Consider the following 18,528-nt stretch of genomic DNA (forward strand, 5'->3'; position numbering starts at 1 on the left):
AATTCGGGAAAGGGCGTGTCTACCCGTCATATTAAACCCCTACAACCATGAAAGTTCTGATTGTTTTGTTCGGATTGCTGGCCTGGGCCAGCTGCCACGACGAAAGTGACGGTGTCAACGAACAAGCTTATGAAGTAGATGCGACCTGGACTAACATGCTCGCTACCGATGGCTGTTCATGGCATTTCGCTATTACTGCCAAAGATTCGACCATTTCGCTGCTGCCCAGCGAAGCATCGCGCGCTAAAATAGAGAAGGAGCTGGGTAAAATCGAAGAATATTACAGTTTCACGCCGGTTCACCTGAAATACAGCCTGACAGGGGCGAAAAGTACCGTTCAATGCGGCTGGGGCCACACTGCGACGTACGACGAAATCAAAGTCATTGAAATTCACAAAAAATAATGCTCACAGATGGAGGATGTTCTTTGCCTCTTGTTCTGAATAATAAGGACCTAATTCCGCTTCATCAATAATCTCCTGCACCTGCTCCTCCGTGGCAGGTGTAGCTTCTTTAGGGCGGTTGCTTTTTCCGTCGGGCAGCTCTTCTTCAAATACGATCGCACCCTTTCTTTGCAGGTTTTGCAGGATGTCCAGTACCAAATTTTCCTCTGATTCGCGGGCGGCTTTTACGCGGTATGTTTTCATGTTTTTTTGTTTTAAAATATTGAATTGCAAAAACTGTACCGGCTTCGAACTTTTAAGTTACTCCATGCAACCTGTTTGCGGATATTTGCATCATTGAGCAAACAAATCAAGAATCCCATGAAAATTAAACAACTACTTGCTTTCGTCCTGTCCGCACTCGTTTTCGTAAGTGCTTGCGCGCAAGGCGATGATGACAAACCTTACGTTACCAAAAACTTCAATGGCTCTGCCCTCAAGGAATTACAGGTAGAGACTTCCGGTGGTTCGATTTCGGTTACCGGCGGGCAGTCCGATGGTTTCAAAGTAGAAATGTACGTGCGCGGCAATGGCTGGAACGGTAATAAGAACCTGACAAAAGAAGAAATCGAGGAACGCCTGGAAGATTACGACATCATGATCGGGACCGAAGGCGGTAAGGTGCTCGCGACGGCAAAGCGTAAAAGCAATTTGCAGTGGAATGAGAAAAAAAGTATTTCCCTCTCATTTAAAGTAACGACGCCCCGGAATGTGGCTACCAATCTCAAAACCAGTGGAGGAAGCATTAAAATTGCTTCATTGACCGGCGAACAAAATTTCTCCACCAGCGGAGGTAGCCTCAAAATCGACGACCTGAACGGGGTAATCCGTGGCCGTACCTCGGGTGGCAGCATCGATGTGGCGCATTGCAGTAAGGATATCAACCTCCATACCAGCGGTGGAAGTATTAACGCCAGTGAACTGAAAGGCAAGATCGAGCTGAAAACTTCCGGCGGAAGCATAGAATTGAATAAACTCAATGGCGATATTCTGGCACATACCAGTGGTGGAAGCATCCGCGGCGAGGGTGTCGACGGTTCACTCGATGCCGGTACGTCGGGTGGTTCTGTACGGTTGGCGGATGTTTCAGGCAGTATCCGGGCAAATACGAGTGCGGGGAGCATCGAGCTGGAACTGAAATCGCTCGGTAAATATGTAGATCTTTCCACATCTGCCGGTAGCGTACGGGTAACCATGCCGTTGGATAAAGGCGTTGACCTGAACCTGAGAGGTAATAAAGTGTCGATACCACTTAAAAACTTCGACGGCTCGGCTGAAAAAGACCGTGTTCAGGGTAAAATGAATGGCGGTGGTATTCCGGTAACATTGTCGGCCAGTGCTGGTGGTGTTTATGTGAATCAATAAGACATACATTATTTCTTACTTCAATGAGCAGGCGGCTTACCGTCTGCTCATTGGTGTTTTAAAACCTGTTACCAAATTGTCGATCCAGCGTAAAAAGGGAGAAAACATTCCCGGCGTATGTATCAGAGAATTTTAAACAGTTTACAGGACTTCTTCGGAATATCCCGAAAAGAGGCGCGCGGTGCACTTGTGATGATGCTATTCTGCGCAATGGTCATTTGGACGCCCTTTTTTTTCCGGCGCTGGATCTTGCCTTTAGTGCCGACGGTCAGCTCGCCGCCCGAGCGGAAGGTGCTGGACAGCATTGCGCTGTTATTGGAGACACAGCAGGTTTCTCACCCGTATCGCGAAAAACTGCGGTCGCCCGCGCGCGGGACGACGCAAGTCCCGGAGGCAATCAAACTGGTTCGTTTTGATCCAAATATGGCCTCCGAAAAAGAGCTTAGAGGAGTGGGTATTCCTGCATTTATAGCCGGGCGCATTGAAAAATTCAGGAGCAAGGGAGGGCGCTTCCGACGGAAAGAGGATTTGTTGAAGATTTACGATTTTCCGCAGCAGCTGTATGCGCGCCTGGAAAAGTATATTGTGATCCCGGATCAGAGCCCAGTCTTTGATGTCGGACAAAATAGCTCTTCCAAGACTTATTCTAACACGGGTGTACGAGGTGAGACGAAGACCGGCATGCCGGCATTTGATATTAATCAATGCGACACAACGGCGCTCATCCGCCTGAAAGGGATCGGAAGCAAGCTGGCGCAGCGCATTTTGAAGTTCCGGGATGGGCTGGGAGGCTTCTGTTCGACCGACCAGTTCCATGAAATTTACGGGCTGGATTCACTTGCACTGGCGGAGTTGAAACGCTATGCGAAGGTGAGTAGCCCGGTTAAAAAGGTGAATATAAATACAGCTACCGCCGAAGAGCTAGGCAAACACCCCTATTTAAGAAACAGAAAGCAAGTTCAGGTGTTGGTCAATTATCGCACGCAACACGGTCCGTTCCGTTCGCTGGAAGAATTTCGAAATGTAAAAGTGCTGGACGACCCGACCATACAAAAAATAGGGCCATACCTGTCGTTCTGACAGTATGGCCCCGTTTGGAGAACCCGGTTTGGAGAACCCGGTTTGGAGAACCCCGTTGGACAAACTTCGCTTTGAATGATTTCGTTGCTAGAAGTTAGGTTTCAACAGGTATTTTGAATAGAACGTGTCGATTACCTTCACGGCCTCGTCGGGCGTGTCTACCAGGCTAATCAGTTTGAGGTCTTCGGGATTGATATTGTGCTCGGTAAGCATCGTCCCTTTGATCCATTCCAACAGGCCCGACCAATAGGCGGTACCGACGAGCACAATCGGGAAACGGCCGATTTTTTTGGTCTGGATCAATGTCATCGCCTCAAAAAGCTCGTCGAGCGTACCGAAACCGCCGGGCATGACGATGAAGCCCTGCGAGTATTTGACAAACATTACTTTGCGCACAAAGAAGAAGTCGAAATTGATGCTCTTGTCGTGGTCGATGTAAATGTTGCTGTGCTGCTCGAACGGCAGTTTAATATTCAGTCCGACCGATTTTCCGCCCTGCTCGAACGCACCTTTGTTACCGGCTTCCATAATACCGGGCCCGCCGCCGGTGATCACGCCGTAGCCGTGGCGAACCAGTTTTGCTGCGATATCTTCCGCTGTTTTATAGTGAGGGTTGTCGGGTAAAGTGCGGGCAGAACCGAAAATCGAAACGCACGGGCCTATTTTTGCCAGCTTGTCAAATCCTTCCACGAATTCGGCCATTACCTTGAATACAACCCATGAGTCGGCACTCTTGATCTCGTTCCAGTTGCGGTCTTCAAACGCCTCCTTGATCCTTTTCTCATCCTCGGGAACCGCAGGGTTGAGGAGGGAAACATCAACTAATTCCCCGTTAGTGGGTTTTACTTCTTCACTCATATTTAGAAATCCATTGAGTTGTTGATAAGTATAATGGTAACTTTGCACCATTAACACCAATAATAAAAACTTTTCACCATGTCCGCTGTGGTTAACGAACGGTGGACTGTAATTAACAAAAAAGTAATGAGAAAAATTGCTATCGGCTCCGACCACGCAGGTTTCCCCTACAAGCAACCGGTTATCGACTGGCTTACCACCAACGGTTTCGAAGTGAAGGATTTCGGAACATATAGCGCTGATTCGGCGGATTATGCGGATTTTGCACATCCGGTGGCAAGCGGGGTGGAAAGTAAGGAATTCGAAAAGGGCGTGTTGCTTTGCGGAAGCGGGCAGGGCGTCTGCATTACCGCAAATAAGCACCAGGGCGTACGCGCCGCACTCGTGTGGGACACGCCTCTCGCACCTTTGGCCCGCCAGCACAACGATGCGAACGTAATCTGTTTTCCTGTGCGGTTTATCGAGCTCGAAACGGCCCTGGCAAGCCTGGAAGCATTTTTAAGCACCGAGTTCGAAGGAGGGCGCCACCAGACACGCGTTGATAAGATTTCCTGTTAGTAGGCCCTTTGGTAAACACCTTTCCAGGGGCTCTGGATATATTGCTTTTTCAATGCCGGAACCCGGTTTAGGAGTTTCGGCATCATATTTACCTTGTCGATTACATATTCGGGCGGATCTTTGCGGAAGTTGTCATAGACATGGATCACGCTGTCGAAATTGTCGAGGTTCTGCAAATCGTAGGCCGCCAGTTCCCAGTTGAGGTAGGGCGTGGCCGTATAGTTGTTGATATATTCCCCCGAATTCTGTCCGAGAACGAGAATGCGCTTGCTGCGGATCTGTTCCGGCAAATTGGCCGGTTTGGCCCGCAGGTTTTCCAGCTTGCCCATTGAAACTCCGGGCAGCACCCCCCTTAGTCCCTGATATTGTATCAAAACGATCATCGCGCCCATGAGTGTGAACTGCAGTTCATCCGCCCAGCCGTTCTTTTTGAAACTCTGGAAGTAATGTGTGGCAAAAAATGCCGCCGGCGGGACGAATATGACGAATTGCATCGGCGCCAGGTACTGCATTAACGGGATTGTAAATACGGCCGAGATAAACCACAGCGCCATCACCTGCTGAATGCGCGTCTGGTAATTAACAAACCGAAGCGTTGTGAAGATCCGCATAAAGCCCATGATCCCGAAGCCCAGCGGCAGCAATAGCGATGCCAGCAAAGAAGAAAAGTCATTCAGGTTATATTGTTTTACCTGGAATACCGAGGTCAGCAGGTTCCGGTTCAGGCTTTCCATTCCATTGTTGAGATAGAAAAACAACACGACCATAAGCAACGGAAATATAGAACCGAACAGCCCCAGCAGGTGGTGCCGGAATGTGGAACCTGTATAAAACAGCAATGCCAGGAATGCCCAAATCATGAATAGTGACGCCGGCAGATAAAACAAAGTAGCGATCCCGATGTAAAGTCCCAGCTCGAAAACCTGAGTGGTCACTTCTCTTCTAACAAGCATTTTAACAATCGAGCCGAATGCGAACAGCAGGAAGGTATTGGCAAGCAACATGGGTGATAATGTCCCCATGTCGAAGGAAATATTCAGGAACAGCGCGTACAATGCTCCGGGCAGGAACGTGCGCTCGGGAAAAACGTCGCGGGAGTGGATTACGTAATTGAAATACAATATCTGCACCAGCGAAACACCCATAGCCGCCAATTGGTAAACCCATTGCGTCCGGCCGAAGAGGCTGTCGATGAGCCAGTAGGTAAGGCCGGAAAACGGGCTTACGTTGTCCCATACATCGCGGTAGAGCATGAACCCGCGGCCCATTTGCTCGCCTACCAGCATCCAGCTGAGCTCAGGTATCAGCAAAGGCGCGCCACCCAGGAAAAAAGGGAGACGGAGCATCAGGAAGAATACTACTAAACTGATGGTCTGGTACCGTGCATTTACGCGAAAAAAACTAAGCAAGCGGCTGGTGGATTAGGTATCTGACGGGAAATAAGTTTCACGAAATTACAATGCCGGGTTCTACAAAAACAAAATAAGTATGGATATTTGTACTTATTGAAAGGAGAGAGGGAATGATTTAGGAGATGTAAGTTTACATCATCCTAACTGGTGAACCAGGATGTGCGGTCAGGACCGGCCAAATCCCTCCGATTAACATTCATGATATGGAATCGAAAAGACAACAAAAAGTAGGCAGGCAAATACAGAAGGACCTGGGTGAGATTTTTCAGAAGGATGCTCAGCATCTTACGCATGGCGCGTTTGTGACGATCACAGCCGTGCGCGTCACGCCCGACCTGAGCATTGCCCGGGCTTACCTGAGCTTCCTGCCGGATAAAAACAAGACCATGCTGTTGGAAACGATCCGGGAAAATACCCGTTTCATCCGCCAGAAACTCGCAGAACGCGTCCGTCACCAATTGAGGATCGTTCCGCACCTCCAGTTTTATATCGACGATACTGCCGAATATGCGGCTAAAATGGATCAGTTGTTTGCAGATCTGGTGATCCCGCCTGCACAGCCCGACGAGGAGGAAGATACCTACTGATCAAGTTCGAGCTATCATGGACATTTCCTACCGGATTGCCGTTCGTTACTTTTTTTCGCGTAACAAAAGGAGCTTCATCAGTCTGATCGCACGCATTGCCATGGCTGGTGTGGCCGTGGGGACGATGGCTATGGTAGTGGTATTGTCGGTCTTCAACGGAATGGAAGATCTCAACCGCAAAATTTTCAAAACCTTCGACTCGGATGTGCGCATTCTACCCGCGGAAGGCAAGCGGTTTAAAATGACACCGTCGTTGATGAGTGAATTGAAGGCGGTGGATGGTGTGAAGCTGGTGACGAAGGTAGTGGAAGACAATGCGCTGGCCCGATATGGGAACCAGCAAACCATTATCCGCCTGAAAGGCGTCGACAGTACTTTCGAGCAGCAGGGGCAGCTGGATACCGCCATGATCGAGGGTTCGCTGAAACTCATCGGAAATAACGGAACTCAATATGCCGTCATTGCGGAAGGTGTACGGAATGCATTATCGATTTCACTCGAAGATATATTCACCCCGCTGGAACTCCTTTATCCGCGTACGGGCTCCAAAACACTGAACCTGACGTCCCCCGAAGCATTCAATCAGCTCAACCTGCGTCCGGGTGGTGTGTTTTCCATTGAATCGCGCTACGACGATTATATCATCGCCCCCTTAAAGCAGGTAGAAGGCCTGATGGGTTACAATGGGGAACTTTCGGCGCTGGAAGTTTTCATCGGCCCGGGATACACCGAAAAGGATGTGAGCGAAGAGATCGGAGCGAAGCTGGGCAAGGCTTTTGTAGTGAAAGACCGGGATTCGCTGAATGCGGATCTGCTCCGTGCAATAAAAATGGAAAAGCTTTTTGTGGCTGTGACCCTTTCGCTGATTATTTTAGTAGCAGCAATCAATATCTTTTTCTCGCTCAGTATGTTAGCGATCGAGAAAAAGAAGGATGTTTCGATGCTGTATGCCATGGGTGCGACGCAGTCGCTGATCCGGAAGATATTTATAGCAGAAGGGGCGATCGTGGCGTTTTCGGGTGCAATTGCGGGGCTTTTGGGCGGAATCACGATTTGCTGGCTTCAAATACGGTACGGATTTGTTTCGATGGGAATGACCACCTCGCTGGTGGATGCTTATCCGGTTAAATTAATTTGGGAAGACATACTCTACACGGGCGTAATTGTCGTTATGATAACTATGGTTGTTTCGTACATCCCGGCCAGAAGGGCCGCAGAGGCGGGTGCGCTGCTGCGTGTATAACCTGGCCCGACCACACCAGAGAATCGTTTATTAACTTATTCAACATTGACTTACTTCCTAGCAATCAATCAGAAAGCGGATATGACCGGTGATCTTAAAAGGCCTTCTTTGAACCGATTGATCTTTACATTTTTTGGCATACTTTCTCTTTCATTCAGCGCTCCGGCCATGGCTGGGGTGGATGCTGACACACTTTACAGAAGAAATCCCGGTACGGTAACCAAGCAGGGGCCTTACCGCCCCGAAAGGACCCGCAAGAACGACATATTATATACCCGGCTTGATGTGCAGTTGGATTGGGTGAAGCAGCAAGTGCCTGCCTCCGCGATATTAAAGTTCAAACCCCATTTTTATCCGCAGAATACCCTCGAACTCGATGCAAAAGGGTTTGAGATAAAGGGCATTTCAATGCTGGATACGACCGCCGAATATGGCGACCTAACCAATGAGGAGATTACAGGAAAAGTTAAAAAGAAGCTTGAATTCACCTACGACAAACGTAAACTGATCATTAAATTAGGTCAGGAATATACCCGCAAAGACACGCTTTTTGTCAAAATCGAGTACATCGCCAAGCCTAACGACGTGCCGAGAGGCAGGGAAGACGACAGCGCTTCCGACAAAGGTCTTTATTTTATCAATGCCGATGGCCTCGACGAAGGCAAACCGCGGCAGGTCTGGACGCAAGGAGAGACGGAGGGCAGTTCCTGCTGGTTCCCGACGATCGACGCGCCGAACCAGAAGTTTACCCAGGACATTTACATTACCGTTGACAGCACTTATAAAACCCTTTCGAACGGCTTGCTCGTGGAGCAACTGGAAGGTAAAAAGGGCACACGCACCGACCATTGGAAGCAGACCAGGCCGCACGCGCCTTATCTCGCCATGATAGCCGTGGGCGATTTTGCGGTGGCTAAGGATATGATGCCGAATGGCCTCGAACTGAGCTATTATGTAGAGCCGAAATACGGTGCGGACGCCCATGCGATCTTCGGGCGCACGCCGGAAATGATGGGTTTCTTCACCAATATCTTCGGCATTGAATATCCGTGGGAGAAATATGCGCAAATTGCCGTGCGGGATTTTGTGGCTGGTGCGATGGAAAATACTACCGCGACGGTTCATGAAGAAGGCGTACAAAACGACGCCCGCTCGTTGGTGGATGGTAACTCCGACGCCGTGATTGCGCACGAGCTCGCCCATCACTGGTTCGGCGATTATGTGACTGCCGAAGAATGGGGCCAATTGCCTTTGAACGAGTCGTTTGCCAACTATGCAGAATACCTTTGGAGCGAATATAACGATGGCCGCTTCGAAGCCGACTGGGGTAATTTGCAGGAAACCAAAGAATACCTGGCCGAATCGGAGACCAAGCAGGTGCCGATGATCCGCTATTTCTATAAAGACCGCGAGAATATGTTCGATGCACATTCCTATGCAAAAGGAGGCCGCATTCTGCATATGCTGCGAGCCCTGGTGGGCGATGATGCCTTTTTTGCCGCATTGCAGCAATATCTCAAATCCCACGCATTTGGTACTGCCGAAATCGACGACCTGCGCATGTCGTTTGAAAAGATTACCGGCCAGGACCTGAACTGGTTCTTCGATCAATGGTTTCATAAGCCGGGGCATCCTGTGTTGAAGATCGATCAGCAATTTGTGCCTGCGCAGGCGAAGGTTGTTTTAAAAGTAAAGCAAACACAGGATACGACGGCGACGACTGTTTATCGCTTGCCGGTGAAAGTGGATGTTTGGGTTTCGGGTAAAAAGAGTCGCTATGACGTGGTAGTTGACAAAGTAAACCAGACGCTTGAATTCCCCGCGGCGAAAAAGCCGGATCTCGTGATATTCGACGCTGATGCAAACCTGCTGGCTGTTGTCGAGCATGACAAGAACAGGCCGGAAATGGAGTTTCAATATGTTCATTCCGACCGTTTTCTACATAAATACGAAGCATTGGCCTCACTGGAAGGCGCATTGGCCGATACCACGGCCCGGAAAATCCTGGTGAAGGCAATGGACGACCCATTCTGGAAACTACGCCAGATGGCGATCAGTAACTTCGCAGAATATGCGGGAGAAGGCTTTGCAGATATCGAAAAAGTAATTCAGAACCGCGCGCAGACCGACCCGCATCCGCAGGTACGCTCCGAGGCGATCATTACTCTGGCATCTTTTGGCGACAACAACAGCGACCCGATTTTCAAGGCTGCATTGAGCGACAGTTCATATCTGGTAGCGTCGGTGGCCATTGAGAAATACCTCATGAGCCAGCCGAATGACGCGGCGGAAATAGCCGCGCAGTTTGAAAATTCCCCTAACGACGCTATTATCACCGCGGTAGGTAACTATTACGCAGGCCTTGCCCAACCCGAGCGGTTCGACTGGTTCCTTACCAAAATGAAGGCTATGAAGCCGAGCGAAAAATATAACTTCCTGCAAGTTTTCGGCAAATATCTGATCAAATCGAAGCAGGACATTCAGCGTAAAAGTATTCCGGTCCTGGAAGGCCTCGCACGCGACAATTCTTCGTATTTCGTCCGTTTCGGCGCATTCCAGGCGCTGGGCCTTCTTACCGACATTCAAGGTGTGACAGCACTCCGGAAAGACATCCGCGCCAAGGAAACCGAACCGAAACTGAAAGAAATGTATAGTCAGTTTGGCGATTTGTAACAATACCACACTTCGGAAAGGGGGGCAGCAAATGACTTTTTTCCTCCTCACCACACCTGACGTTTCAGTACCGTGTCACTGGGGATCGAGATAATAGTCGAGATTTTCCCTGGTAATGATATCGAGCGGCAGGAATTTGATCGCGGGGATTTCCTTTTTGAAAATTAGATAGTTCGCCAGCTGGTGAATGCCCCAGTAACCTTGTCCGAGCGGATTCTGGTTGATCAGGAAATCGATGATGCCTTTGTTGAGGTATTGCTGGTTGGGGCCGATCAGGTCATAACCGACCAGTTTGATGTCATTCAATGCATTTTTTTCGAGATAAGCGGCTACTTCGAATGCCTTTGAGTTGGTAACGTATACCGCTCCCAGATCAGGATATTGCTTACGTATCTCGTCGAGTTGCTTATCGGGACCCTCTTCTTCCGGAAAGTTGATTTCCTTGCTGATCACCTTGAATGTGCCGTCGAGCTTCTCCCCTTTGAAATAATCGCGGAAACCTTCTTCCTTGGTGATCAAATGCGCCGAGTTGGAAATGTCCTCATTGACATGCGCCACCAGCACCGTAGCAGGGGAGTGCAGGCCAAAACGCAGAATTTTTGCTGCCAGCGACCCACTTCGGTATGAATCCTGCCCAATGTAGCACAATGGGTGTACGTGTTCGATCTGCGTGTTGAAAAGCACGTAGGGAATGCCCATGTCGGCCCACTCTTTGAAAAACGGCAATGCCTCCTTGTAGAATATCGGTGCAATAAGCAGGCCGTCGGGATGTTCGCGTCCTACTTCCTTGGCCTTAGCGATAAATGAAGTGTCGGAATGCGAATTGAATATGAACTTGGTAATGTGAACGCCGTATTGCCGGAGCTCTTTTTCTGCCTTTTCAAGACCGTTGTGTGGTGCTTCCCAGTAGGAATCGAGATTGGGGTCGGGGATGAGGGCTGCGAGGTTGAAAGCCCGCTGCGATTTGAGAGATTGGGCAATCAGGTTCGGCTCGTAGTTTAACTCTTTAATGATGGCCAGGATTCGCTCACGTACATCGTCAGCAACTCGGCCGCGATTGTGTAAAACGCGGTCCACTGTGCCTTTGGAGGTCTGTGCCTTTTCCGCTATATCTTTGATTCTGACAATTTTCTTTTTCACACTCGACTATTATTCAGGGATTTTTTACTTCCATTCAGCAAATCTAACAAGTAATTATGAAGATGGGCCAAATAGTGTGTTTCTAGTGGAAGACAACCATACTGAACAAAATTTTTCAAATTTTTTTTAGGATGAATTTGAGATTCTAAATGCTGCTCCTTAGTTTTACCTGACTAAAAACTACTATTTGCGGTAACTATCGTGTACGAACCCGGTGAGTCTTTCCAAATGCGTGCTCGAACACTTTTTTTAAATATTGTTAGGAAAAACCAATTTGGCAACTAATTTTGTAAATAAGATAAGAAAGAAAATTTTATTCTTTAATATTCCTAACCTTTAACCGTTTCAGGAATTCAATCATTGAAATTCCTCTAATCCTAAACCTAAATGAAGCGTACGGCATCGTCTGTACGCTTCTTTGTTTTTTACGCCTGTCTGAATTCGATCGATACGTCATCGTTGTCGACGTACGACGAGCAGGTGAGTATCCAGCCTTCGGCCAGGTCTCGGTCAGTCAGAACCTCGTTTACACTCATATGCACCTTCCCGCTCGTACACACCGCCGCGCACGAGGCGCAGCGCCCGCCCTTGCAGCTGTACGGGAGCTGTATTCCTTCGGCCAGCGCAGCATCCAGCACGGTCGAATGTGCCGGCACGAGAAGGTTGTATGTCGAGCTGCGGAAATCGAGCGTAATGCGATGGGGGTACGAAACGGGCGGCGGTGGAGGCGGGGTGGGAATTACAAAGTTCTCCTTGCGGATCTGTTCGCTCCGGAAGCCCATGAAATGGAGGGTAATGCCCGCCGAACGCATAAGTTCGAACGGCCCGCAAATGAAGAAGCGAGCGTCTTCGCGTTTGAAACGGATGGATTGGTTTACCAACTGTTCGAGCCGTGTGTTGTTGATGCGCCCCTGAATGCCCGCCCAGTCTTCGGTAGGTTGGCTGTGAATGTGGATCACGCGCAGCCGATCGGGAAATCGCGCCTGCCATTGGATAATGTCGTTCCAAAAAAGCGTGTTGCGGATGTTCCGGCTGGCGTAAATGAGCGTTACCTGGCTTTCGGTTTCCTGTGTGAGGGTTTGTTTTAATAGTGAAAATAGCGGGGTAATGCCGCTGCCTGCGCCTATGAGCACGATGTCGCGGGCACCTGCATCTTCTTTTTCCAACACAAACCTGCCCGAAGGTGCCAGTACGTTGAATGTGTCGCCCGTTTTCACAAGATCGATCCAGAACCGCGAAATCTCTCCATTAGGCACTCTTTTGACCGTTATAGCAGGGAGTGCATCCACATCCGGAGCTGAACTCATGGAATAGGAGCGGCGTACTTCGTGCCCGTGTATATCGATGAGGAAGGTAAGGAACTGGCCGGCTTTGTAGTTTAGTGCGCTGCCATCGATTGTTTCGAAAATGAAGGTTTTAGCGTCGTCGGTTTCGCGGATGATTTCGCGGAGTTTTAATAATATCGTATGGTCTGCCATTGCCTAACTGGGATTGGATAATGGTAAAGCGCCATTTGGCTGTTGCTGGTTCCAAAGTGCTTCATATTCGGCCAGAAGCGTCCAGCAATGCGCCTCGCACCTCCAGTGCATGTGTACGAGCGGGTTAACCGAGAGCTTGTAAAGTACCGGATTTTCGTAAGCCGTAAGCAGCCCGGCTATAAAAAAGTAAAAGCCTTTAAAATCTTTTGCCGAAAATGTTTCAACCGGAATACGTTCCGTTTGCTTTCCGAATCGCATCAGTGACGTCGCTAGCAAAACCCGGTCCATGCGGCTGCGGGTATTTTTCAAAAGGTTTTCGGTATCGCTGATCAGTTGCGCTTTGACCGATTGCAACGCAGACGGATCGAAGGCCGCAATAAGCCTTGAAACGTGGTAAATAATCAGAGGCGTGCGCGGGTACTGATGTGCGCAACGAAAAGGGGCATCGATATACCGGCGCGTTTTGATTACCGAGCGTATATATTCAAAACTGGCCTCATCATGCACATTCAGAGGTAGGTTGTAATGTAAAATGCAATACAGCATATTACTCAGCACGCTCACATCGAACTCTACATACATATTCTTGCCAAACCACGTGGAATAGGCCCGCAGCTGCTGGTATTCAGGATAGGTATTCCTGATCCAGAGTTTGGTACCATTGGCGTGGAGTGTCAGTTTTTGTTTTAACCAAAACAATTCCTCTTGCGAAGGATCGGTGGTGAGATAGGCAAATGCGGTATCGTCGATGTCGTCGGGAATGCGGAAATGCTCGAAGCGGTGAAACCAGCGGCCATTCGGGAAGTGGCGAGAGGGTTTTGTTTTCCAGAAATTGTAGGTTTTTAAACCATCCTTATTTTGAAAGTCGGGGTAATTGGCAGTTACCTGACGGCGGATCGAGTCGATCTGCGATTGGCTTTCAGTGCTGCAATATTTACGGATAGATTGAAGCGTGAATGCGGTGATGGCGGAAAAGAACATCGTCGTGTCGGGCCGCCGGTAGCCGAGCAAGGAATTGGACCGTTGTGCCGGAAACAAACCTTTGGGAAAAAGCGCATTACCGGTCGATTGTAACGCCTCAATGCGGTCGATAAATAATTCCAGCGGTGGCTTCATGCGCCGAAACTAACAAAACGCCTCAAAAAAAGAAACCCTGCCGCGAACCGACAGGGTTTCCATACATATCTTTCAGGCATCAAACGCCTTCTGCAACCACTTCTTTCACATCGGGTACCATGCGGGTGAGCAGGTTTTCGATACCAGCCTTCAATGTGAGGGTCGACGACGGACAGCCGCTGCAAGAGCCTTGCAAAAGCACTTTCACTACGCCCGAACCTTCATCAAACGAATGGAAGTTGATCGCACCACCGTCCGATTCAACCGCAGGGCGTACATATTGATCCAATGCAGCCTTAATCTTTTGTACGGTATCTGAGTCCCTCGAATCGACGATCAGCGTATTGCTATCGATTGTCTTTTGCTCGAATACCGGGTGATTTTCTTCAAAATAGATCTTGATGAACTGCTTTGTATCGCGCAGAACCTCTTCCCATGCGATATCGTCGCCTTTCGTGATGGTAATGAAGTTGCTAGCTATGAATACACGCTTCACGTGCGGGAACTGGAACAGGTCGGCGGCCAGTGGCGATGACTTGCCTTCTTCCAGCGCTGCTTCCAGTGAAGGGTAATCAAAAGAAAGCCCGTCGGGTACCAGCTCGAAATTCAGGACGAACTTCATCGAGTTGGGGTTGGGGCTCAATTCGGTATATACAAAAATAGGTCGTGACAACATTGGATGGTCGATGATGATAGGGTAAAACAACTTTCCGGATTAGAGAACACCGAACGCGGCCTTTTGGTTTGGTGGCCGCCGCATTAACCAATAAAAAACCCGTCAAACTGGTGTCTGACGGGTTCCTTTACTTCTTTGGGAAGTGCTGTCGTTGCGTTGGATTACGCTTCCGCAGCAGCTTCAACCGCGATCGGTTCGATGTGAACGTAAGATCTGTTTTCACGGGTCTTACGGAACACTACGTTACCATCAACCAATGCGAACAATGTGTGGTCGCGGCCGATACCAACGTTTTTACCTGGGTTGTGCTTGGTTCCACGCTGACGAACCAGGATGTTACCTGCTTTTGCCAACTGGCCACCGAATAGTTTTACGCCAAGACGCTTGCTTTCCGATTCACGTCCGTTTTTCGAGCTACCTACACCTTTCTTATGTGCCATGATATCTTATACTTAAATTGTAATTTCCTGTTTGAACTGATTCCGGCTTCCGCCAGGTGAATTATGCAACGATTTCGTCGATGCTGATTTTGGTCAGATACTGCCGGTGACCGTTTTTCACACGGTATCCTTTACGACGTTTCTTTTTGAAAACGATCACTTTCTCACCTTTGAGGTGTTCAAGAACAGTTGCTTTTACAGAAGCACCTGCTACTGTCGGAAGACCTACCTGTACTGTGCCTCCGTTATCAACGAGAAGGACTTTGTCAAATACAAGTGCAGCGTTCACGTCACCTTCAAGCCTATGCGTGAAGATTTCGCGACCCTTTTCAACTTTAAATTGCTGACCTGCGATTTCTACGATTGCGTACATCTTAGTAATTATATTAAACTGGATTCAAATTTTGAGGTGCAAAGATAAAAAGAGAGTGGCAGAATCACAATGCATTAGGCGGAATATTCCTCTTTTTTTAATATCTCGCAACTTCCCATGACCGCATTAAGGGTTATACGGTACTTGGTTGTCATGGACAGGGGCAGACAGCATAGGAACTATATGTGTCCGAAGTAGTTAAAAATAGGCAAAAAGCTGCCTTTATATGGTTCGGGGGAACTCCCGCGTTTAGACATTGCGCGTAATGGAATGCCTTAACAAAGTTTAACAAGCAGCGCTTTTACTTTTGCCTGATATTCAGGTCTAAGAGATATTAGATTTAGAAAACATGAAAATAAAAGTTAGTTGGTGGGTTTTGGTGGTCCTGTTCCTCACATTGTTCGGGCGCTCCGGTTATGCACGAACAGGGGATGGAGGCAGCACTCAGGGGCAGGGGGGATACCAGGTAGGCGATGCCGTATCGGCCTTCCGTTTGAAAAACACCGATGGAAATATGGTCTCTCTCTCCGATTTCGCCAGTTCGAAGGGCGTAATCGTGGTTTTTACCAGTAACCATTGTCCGTTTGCAAAAGCTTATGAAGACCGGATTATTGCACTGAACGGCAAGTTTGCCGGCCAGGGGTACCCGGTGATAGCAATCAACCCGAGTGACCCCGGGACGCATCAGGACGATACTTTCGAAAAAATGAAGGAGCGTTCTACTGCCAAGCATTATGGTTATCCTTATCTTGTAGACGATACGCAGCAGTTAGCACGGAAATTCGGGGCCGGTCGTACACCGCAGGTATTTGTGTTGCAAAAAAGTGGCACACAATTCGTGGTTCGGTACATGGGTATGATCGACGATAACCCGCAGGACGCCTCCGGTGTGACTAAATTGTACGTCGACGAGGCGGTTACCAATCTTGCCGGGGGAAAACCTGTGGTAACTACCATCACCAAACCGGTGGGCTGCGCCATCAAGTGGAAAAACCAGTGATTTTTGAAGAGACATTACCCTATGACCAGAATTTTAACATTCCTCCTCGCCGTTGCATTCTTATTGCCGGTAACCGCCCGGGCGCAGACTAAAAGCAAAAAATTCTCCAATGAGGGAGAGTTCACGAGCAACTGCGAAGGCCCTGCCGTAGACGAAGACGGGAATGTCTACGCCGTCAACTTCGCGCGGGACGGTACGATCGCCCAGATCAGCAAAAAGGGCAATGCGAGTTTTTTCGTGACTTTGCCCAAAGGCAGCACGGGCAATGGTATCCGGTTTGTAAACAAAAATACATTTTACGTGGCCGATTTCACAGGCCATAATATCCTGAAAGTGGATATGATCACCAAAGATGTTTCCGTTTTTGCCAACGAGCCGAAAATGAACCAACCGAACGATCTGGCGGTAACTGCCTCCGGCCATATTTTTGCCTCTGATCCTAACTGGAAAGAGGGTACCGGACAAATCTGGCACATTACGCCCGAAGGAAAAGTGAGCCTGGCTTTTGGAAATATGGGAACCACCAACGGCATCGACATAAGCCCCGACGAAAAGAAATTGTACGTTAACGAAAGTGTTCAGCGAAATGTATGGGCGTTCGACTTGGCGCCGGACGGCACATTGTCCAATAAAAAATTACTGCATCATTTTGAGGACGGCGGCATGGATGGCATGCGCTGCGATGTGGATGGTAATCTCTACATTGCACGTCACGGCAAAGGCGAGGTAGCCGTGCTTTCGCCCGAAGGAAAAGTGATCCATACCATTCACACAATCGGAAAGAAAGTATCGAATATCTGTTTCGGAGGTAAGAATGGCAAAACATGCTACATCACGTTGCAGGATCGGGGTTGTCTGGAGACTTTCAAGGCCAAAACTGTCGGCAGGGAATGGGCAATGATGAAAGCATTCACAGCCAATAATAAAAAGTGATCTTCCATTAAAAGTAACCTTTCTTTAATTTAAATCCAGCCGGTGTTGTTGGAGTTCTGAGTTGTTTTATATTAACTTTGTATTTCAAAGTACTTTAAAACAAACTTAAACAATGCTGAGAAACCTGGTCAACTATCTGGAGAGCAATTTGAAAGTGGCACTCCTTGCATTTGTTTCTGTCGCGGCGATGGCGCTATTATCTGTCAGGATTGTCCTGGAAAGCTGGAATTTCATTTTTCTGGCCTGGAACCTGTTCCTTGCGTGGGTACCGCTGCTATTCATTAAATGGGTTTGGGAAACGGAAAAGCGCCGGCAGGTGCCGTTCGGTCTTTTGATGATCTATTTAGCGGTTTGGCTGCTGTTTTTCCCCAACGCCCCCTACATCATCACGGATTTGAAGCACCTTCGTTTTGTACCGGAAAACATGATCTGGTACGACGCATTGATGATATTCACATTCTCCCTGGCAGGTTTCATGACCGGCCTTTACAGCATCCGCATTGTCCACCGCATTATTGCTCATCGCTGGAATGAACGCCTGGCATGGTTTGCGATCCTGAATTCGATGGTACTGAGCGGTTTCGGGATCTTCCTGGGGCGTTACGGCCGCTGGAACAGCTGGGACATCGTCACGCAGCCGGGCGCACTCGCGAAGGGCATCTACCACAGCATGAGGGACCCGCTGGCGATCAAACACACTATTACGTTTTCGTTCGTGCTCATGTTGTTGTACTTTGCGTTCCATATTTTTGCCGAATTGAAACAACATGAACGGACCCATCGATATTCTTAAAGCCGTCCGAAGCTTCCGTTATGCAGGTGCGGGTATTTACAGCCTGTTCCGTTACGAAAACAATGCGCGTATTCACCTGATAGCCTGCGTGGTAGTCGCCATAGCAGGCATATTTTTCCATATCTCGGCTACCGAATGGTGCATTATAGTGATCCAGATTGCGCTGGTGTGGGCAGCGGAGGCATTTAATACCGCTATTGAAAAGCTGGCCGACCTCGTTTCGGCCGATTATCATCCGGTGATTAAAGTAGTGAAAGATACTGCAGCCGCCGGCGTGTTGCTGCTGGCCATTTCGGCGGTCATAGTGGGAGGAATTGTATTTATCCCAAAAATCCTGCTGCTCTTTTAGTATCGCAAGTG

The 18,528-nt window shown here is 48.8% G+C and carries 20 protein-coding genes; 11 read left to right on the top strand and 9 right to left on the bottom strand.

The features are described 5' to 3' along the window. Positions 1-47 precede the first annotated feature (47 nt). Complete coding sequence (locus tag ACTJJJ_RS14570) at positions 48-404, top strand: hypothetical protein (protein ID WP_440702172.1); 357 nt, start codon at positions 48-50, stop codon at positions 402-404. Positions 405-407: 3 nt separating this feature from the next. Here the strand turns inward: ACTJJJ_RS14570 and ACTJJJ_RS14575 are convergent, their stop codons facing one another. Beyond that, positions 408-647 (bottom strand): hypothetical protein, encoded by a 240-nt coding sequence (locus ACTJJJ_RS14575; RefSeq protein WP_188933953.1) that lies wholly within the window; start codon positions 645-647, stop codon positions 408-410. A gap of 117 nt (positions 648-764) precedes the next feature. On the opposite strand from ACTJJJ_RS14575, the gene ACTJJJ_RS14580 reads away from it, so the two are divergent. Next, positions 765-1,808: a DUF4097 family beta strand repeat-containing protein gene (locus ACTJJJ_RS14580; protein ID WP_188933951.1), complete on the top strand. Its 1,044-nt coding sequence runs from the start codon at positions 765-767 to the stop codon at positions 1,806-1,808. Between the two features lie 117 nt (positions 1,809-1,925). Beyond that, positions 1,926-2,888: a helix-hairpin-helix domain-containing protein gene (locus tag ACTJJJ_RS14585; RefSeq protein WP_440702173.1), complete on the top strand. Its 963-nt coding sequence runs from the start codon at positions 1,926-1,928 to the stop codon at positions 2,886-2,888. Positions 2,889-2,975: 87 nt separating this feature from the next. Here ACTJJJ_RS14585 and ACTJJJ_RS14590 read toward each other — a convergent pair whose 3' ends face one another. Beyond that, the gene (locus ACTJJJ_RS14590; protein WP_188933946.1) at positions 2,976-3,746 is read right to left on the bottom strand and encodes a TIGR00730 family Rossman fold protein; all 771 of its coding nucleotides are present in this window, start codon (positions 3,744-3,746) and stop codon (positions 2,976-2,978) included. A gap of 126 nt (positions 3,747-3,872) precedes the next feature. Between ACTJJJ_RS14590 and rpiB the strand changes: the two genes are divergently transcribed. Beyond that, positions 3,873-4,304, top strand: coding sequence for a ribose 5-phosphate isomerase B (rpiB, locus tag ACTJJJ_RS14595; protein ID WP_188933944.1), 432 nt, complete (start codon positions 3,873-3,875; stop codon positions 4,302-4,304). On the opposite strand, the gene ACTJJJ_RS14600 is transcribed toward rpiB, so the two are convergent. Further along, entirely contained in the window at positions 4,301-5,713 is a 1,413-nt protein-coding gene (locus ACTJJJ_RS14600; protein ID WP_188933941.1) for a hypothetical protein, read from the bottom strand. The genes rpiB and ACTJJJ_RS14600 overlap by 4 nt on opposite strands. Before the next feature lie 206 nt (positions 5,714-5,919). On the opposite strand from ACTJJJ_RS14600, the gene rbfA reads away from it, so the two are divergent. The 3 genes from rbfA to ACTJJJ_RS14615 are packed head-to-tail and all read left to right on the top strand — an operon-like array spanning position 5,920 to position 10,219. Next, positions 5,920-6,303: a 30S ribosome-binding factor RbfA gene (rbfA, locus tag ACTJJJ_RS14605; protein ID WP_188933939.1), complete on the top strand. Its 384-nt coding sequence runs from the start codon at positions 5,920-5,922 to the stop codon at positions 6,301-6,303. A 16-nt stretch (positions 6,304-6,319) separates the two neighbouring features. Then, positions 6,320-7,546: an FtsX-like permease family protein gene (locus ACTJJJ_RS14610; protein WP_440702174.1), complete on the top strand. Its 1,227-nt coding sequence runs from the start codon at positions 6,320-6,322 to the stop codon at positions 7,544-7,546. Between the two features lie 45 nt (positions 7,547-7,591). Further along, positions 7,592-10,219 carry a M1 family aminopeptidase gene (locus tag ACTJJJ_RS14615; protein WP_440702175.1) on the top strand — a complete coding sequence of 876 codons (2,628 nt, stop codon included), beginning with the start codon at positions 7,592-7,594 and terminating at the stop codon, positions 10,217-10,219. Between the two features lie 75 nt (positions 10,220-10,294). On the opposite strand, the gene ACTJJJ_RS14620 is transcribed toward ACTJJJ_RS14615, so the two are convergent. The 6 genes from ACTJJJ_RS14620 to rplU all read right to left on the bottom strand — a co-directional run bounded on the left by ACTJJJ_RS14620 (position 10,295) and on the right by rplU (position 15,442). Then, complete coding sequence (locus ACTJJJ_RS14620) at positions 10,295-11,359, bottom strand: LacI family DNA-binding transcriptional regulator (protein ID WP_188933935.1); 1,065 nt, start codon at positions 11,357-11,359, stop codon at positions 10,295-10,297. 425 nt (positions 11,360-11,784) lie between these two features. Then, positions 11,785-12,837 (bottom strand): 2Fe-2S iron-sulfur cluster-binding protein, encoded by a 1,053-nt coding sequence (locus tag ACTJJJ_RS14625; protein WP_440702176.1) that lies wholly within the window; start codon positions 12,835-12,837, stop codon positions 11,785-11,787. Between the two features lie 3 nt (positions 12,838-12,840). Further along, on the bottom strand, positions 12,841-13,953 hold the full coding sequence (locus ACTJJJ_RS14630) for a hypothetical protein (protein WP_440702177.1): 1,113 nt from the start codon (positions 13,951-13,953) through the stop codon (positions 12,841-12,843). 79 nt (positions 13,954-14,032) lie between these two features. Continuing rightward, entirely contained in the window at positions 14,033-14,629 is a 597-nt protein-coding gene (locus tag ACTJJJ_RS14635; RefSeq protein ID WP_188933930.1) for a NifU family protein, read from the bottom strand. 161 nt (positions 14,630-14,790) lie between these two features. Next, complete coding sequence (gene rpmA / locus ACTJJJ_RS14640; protein WP_015814325.1) at positions 14,791-15,069, bottom strand: 50S ribosomal protein L27; 279 nt, start codon at positions 15,067-15,069, stop codon at positions 14,791-14,793. Between the two features lie 61 nt (positions 15,070-15,130). Next, positions 15,131-15,442, bottom strand: a complete 312-nt coding sequence (gene rplU / locus ACTJJJ_RS14645) for a 50S ribosomal protein L21 (protein ID WP_015814326.1) — start codon at positions 15,440-15,442, stop codon at positions 15,131-15,133. Between the two features lie 349 nt (positions 15,443-15,791). Between rplU and ACTJJJ_RS14650 the strand changes: the two genes are divergently transcribed. The 4 genes from ACTJJJ_RS14650 to ACTJJJ_RS14665 all read left to right on the top strand — a co-directional run bounded on the left by ACTJJJ_RS14650 (position 15,792) and on the right by ACTJJJ_RS14665 (position 18,517). Next, positions 15,792-16,442: a thioredoxin family protein gene (locus ACTJJJ_RS14650; RefSeq protein ID WP_440702178.1), complete on the top strand. Its 651-nt coding sequence runs from the start codon at positions 15,792-15,794 to the stop codon at positions 16,440-16,442. A gap of 21 nt (positions 16,443-16,463) precedes the next feature. After that, complete coding sequence (locus ACTJJJ_RS14655; protein ID WP_440702179.1) at positions 16,464-17,375, top strand: SMP-30/gluconolactonase/LRE family protein; 912 nt, start codon at positions 16,464-16,466, stop codon at positions 17,373-17,375. A 112-nt stretch (positions 17,376-17,487) separates the two neighbouring features. Next, complete coding sequence (locus ACTJJJ_RS14660; RefSeq protein WP_188933925.1) at positions 17,488-18,168, top strand: DUF1361 domain-containing protein; 681 nt, start codon at positions 17,488-17,490, stop codon at positions 18,166-18,168. Continuing rightward, positions 18,143-18,517 (top strand): diacylglycerol kinase family protein, encoded by a 375-nt coding sequence (locus tag ACTJJJ_RS14665; RefSeq protein ID WP_188933923.1) that lies wholly within the window; start codon positions 18,143-18,145, stop codon positions 18,515-18,517. Before ACTJJJ_RS14660 ends, ACTJJJ_RS14665 begins: the two co-directional genes overlap by 26 nt. The last annotated feature ends 11 nt before the right edge of the window (positions 18,518-18,528 follow it).

It is taken from the genome of Dyadobacter sp. 22481 (assembly GCF_052044875.1).
Lineage (GTDB): Bacteria > Bacteroidota > Bacteroidia > Cytophagales > Spirosomataceae > Dyadobacter > Dyadobacter endophyticus.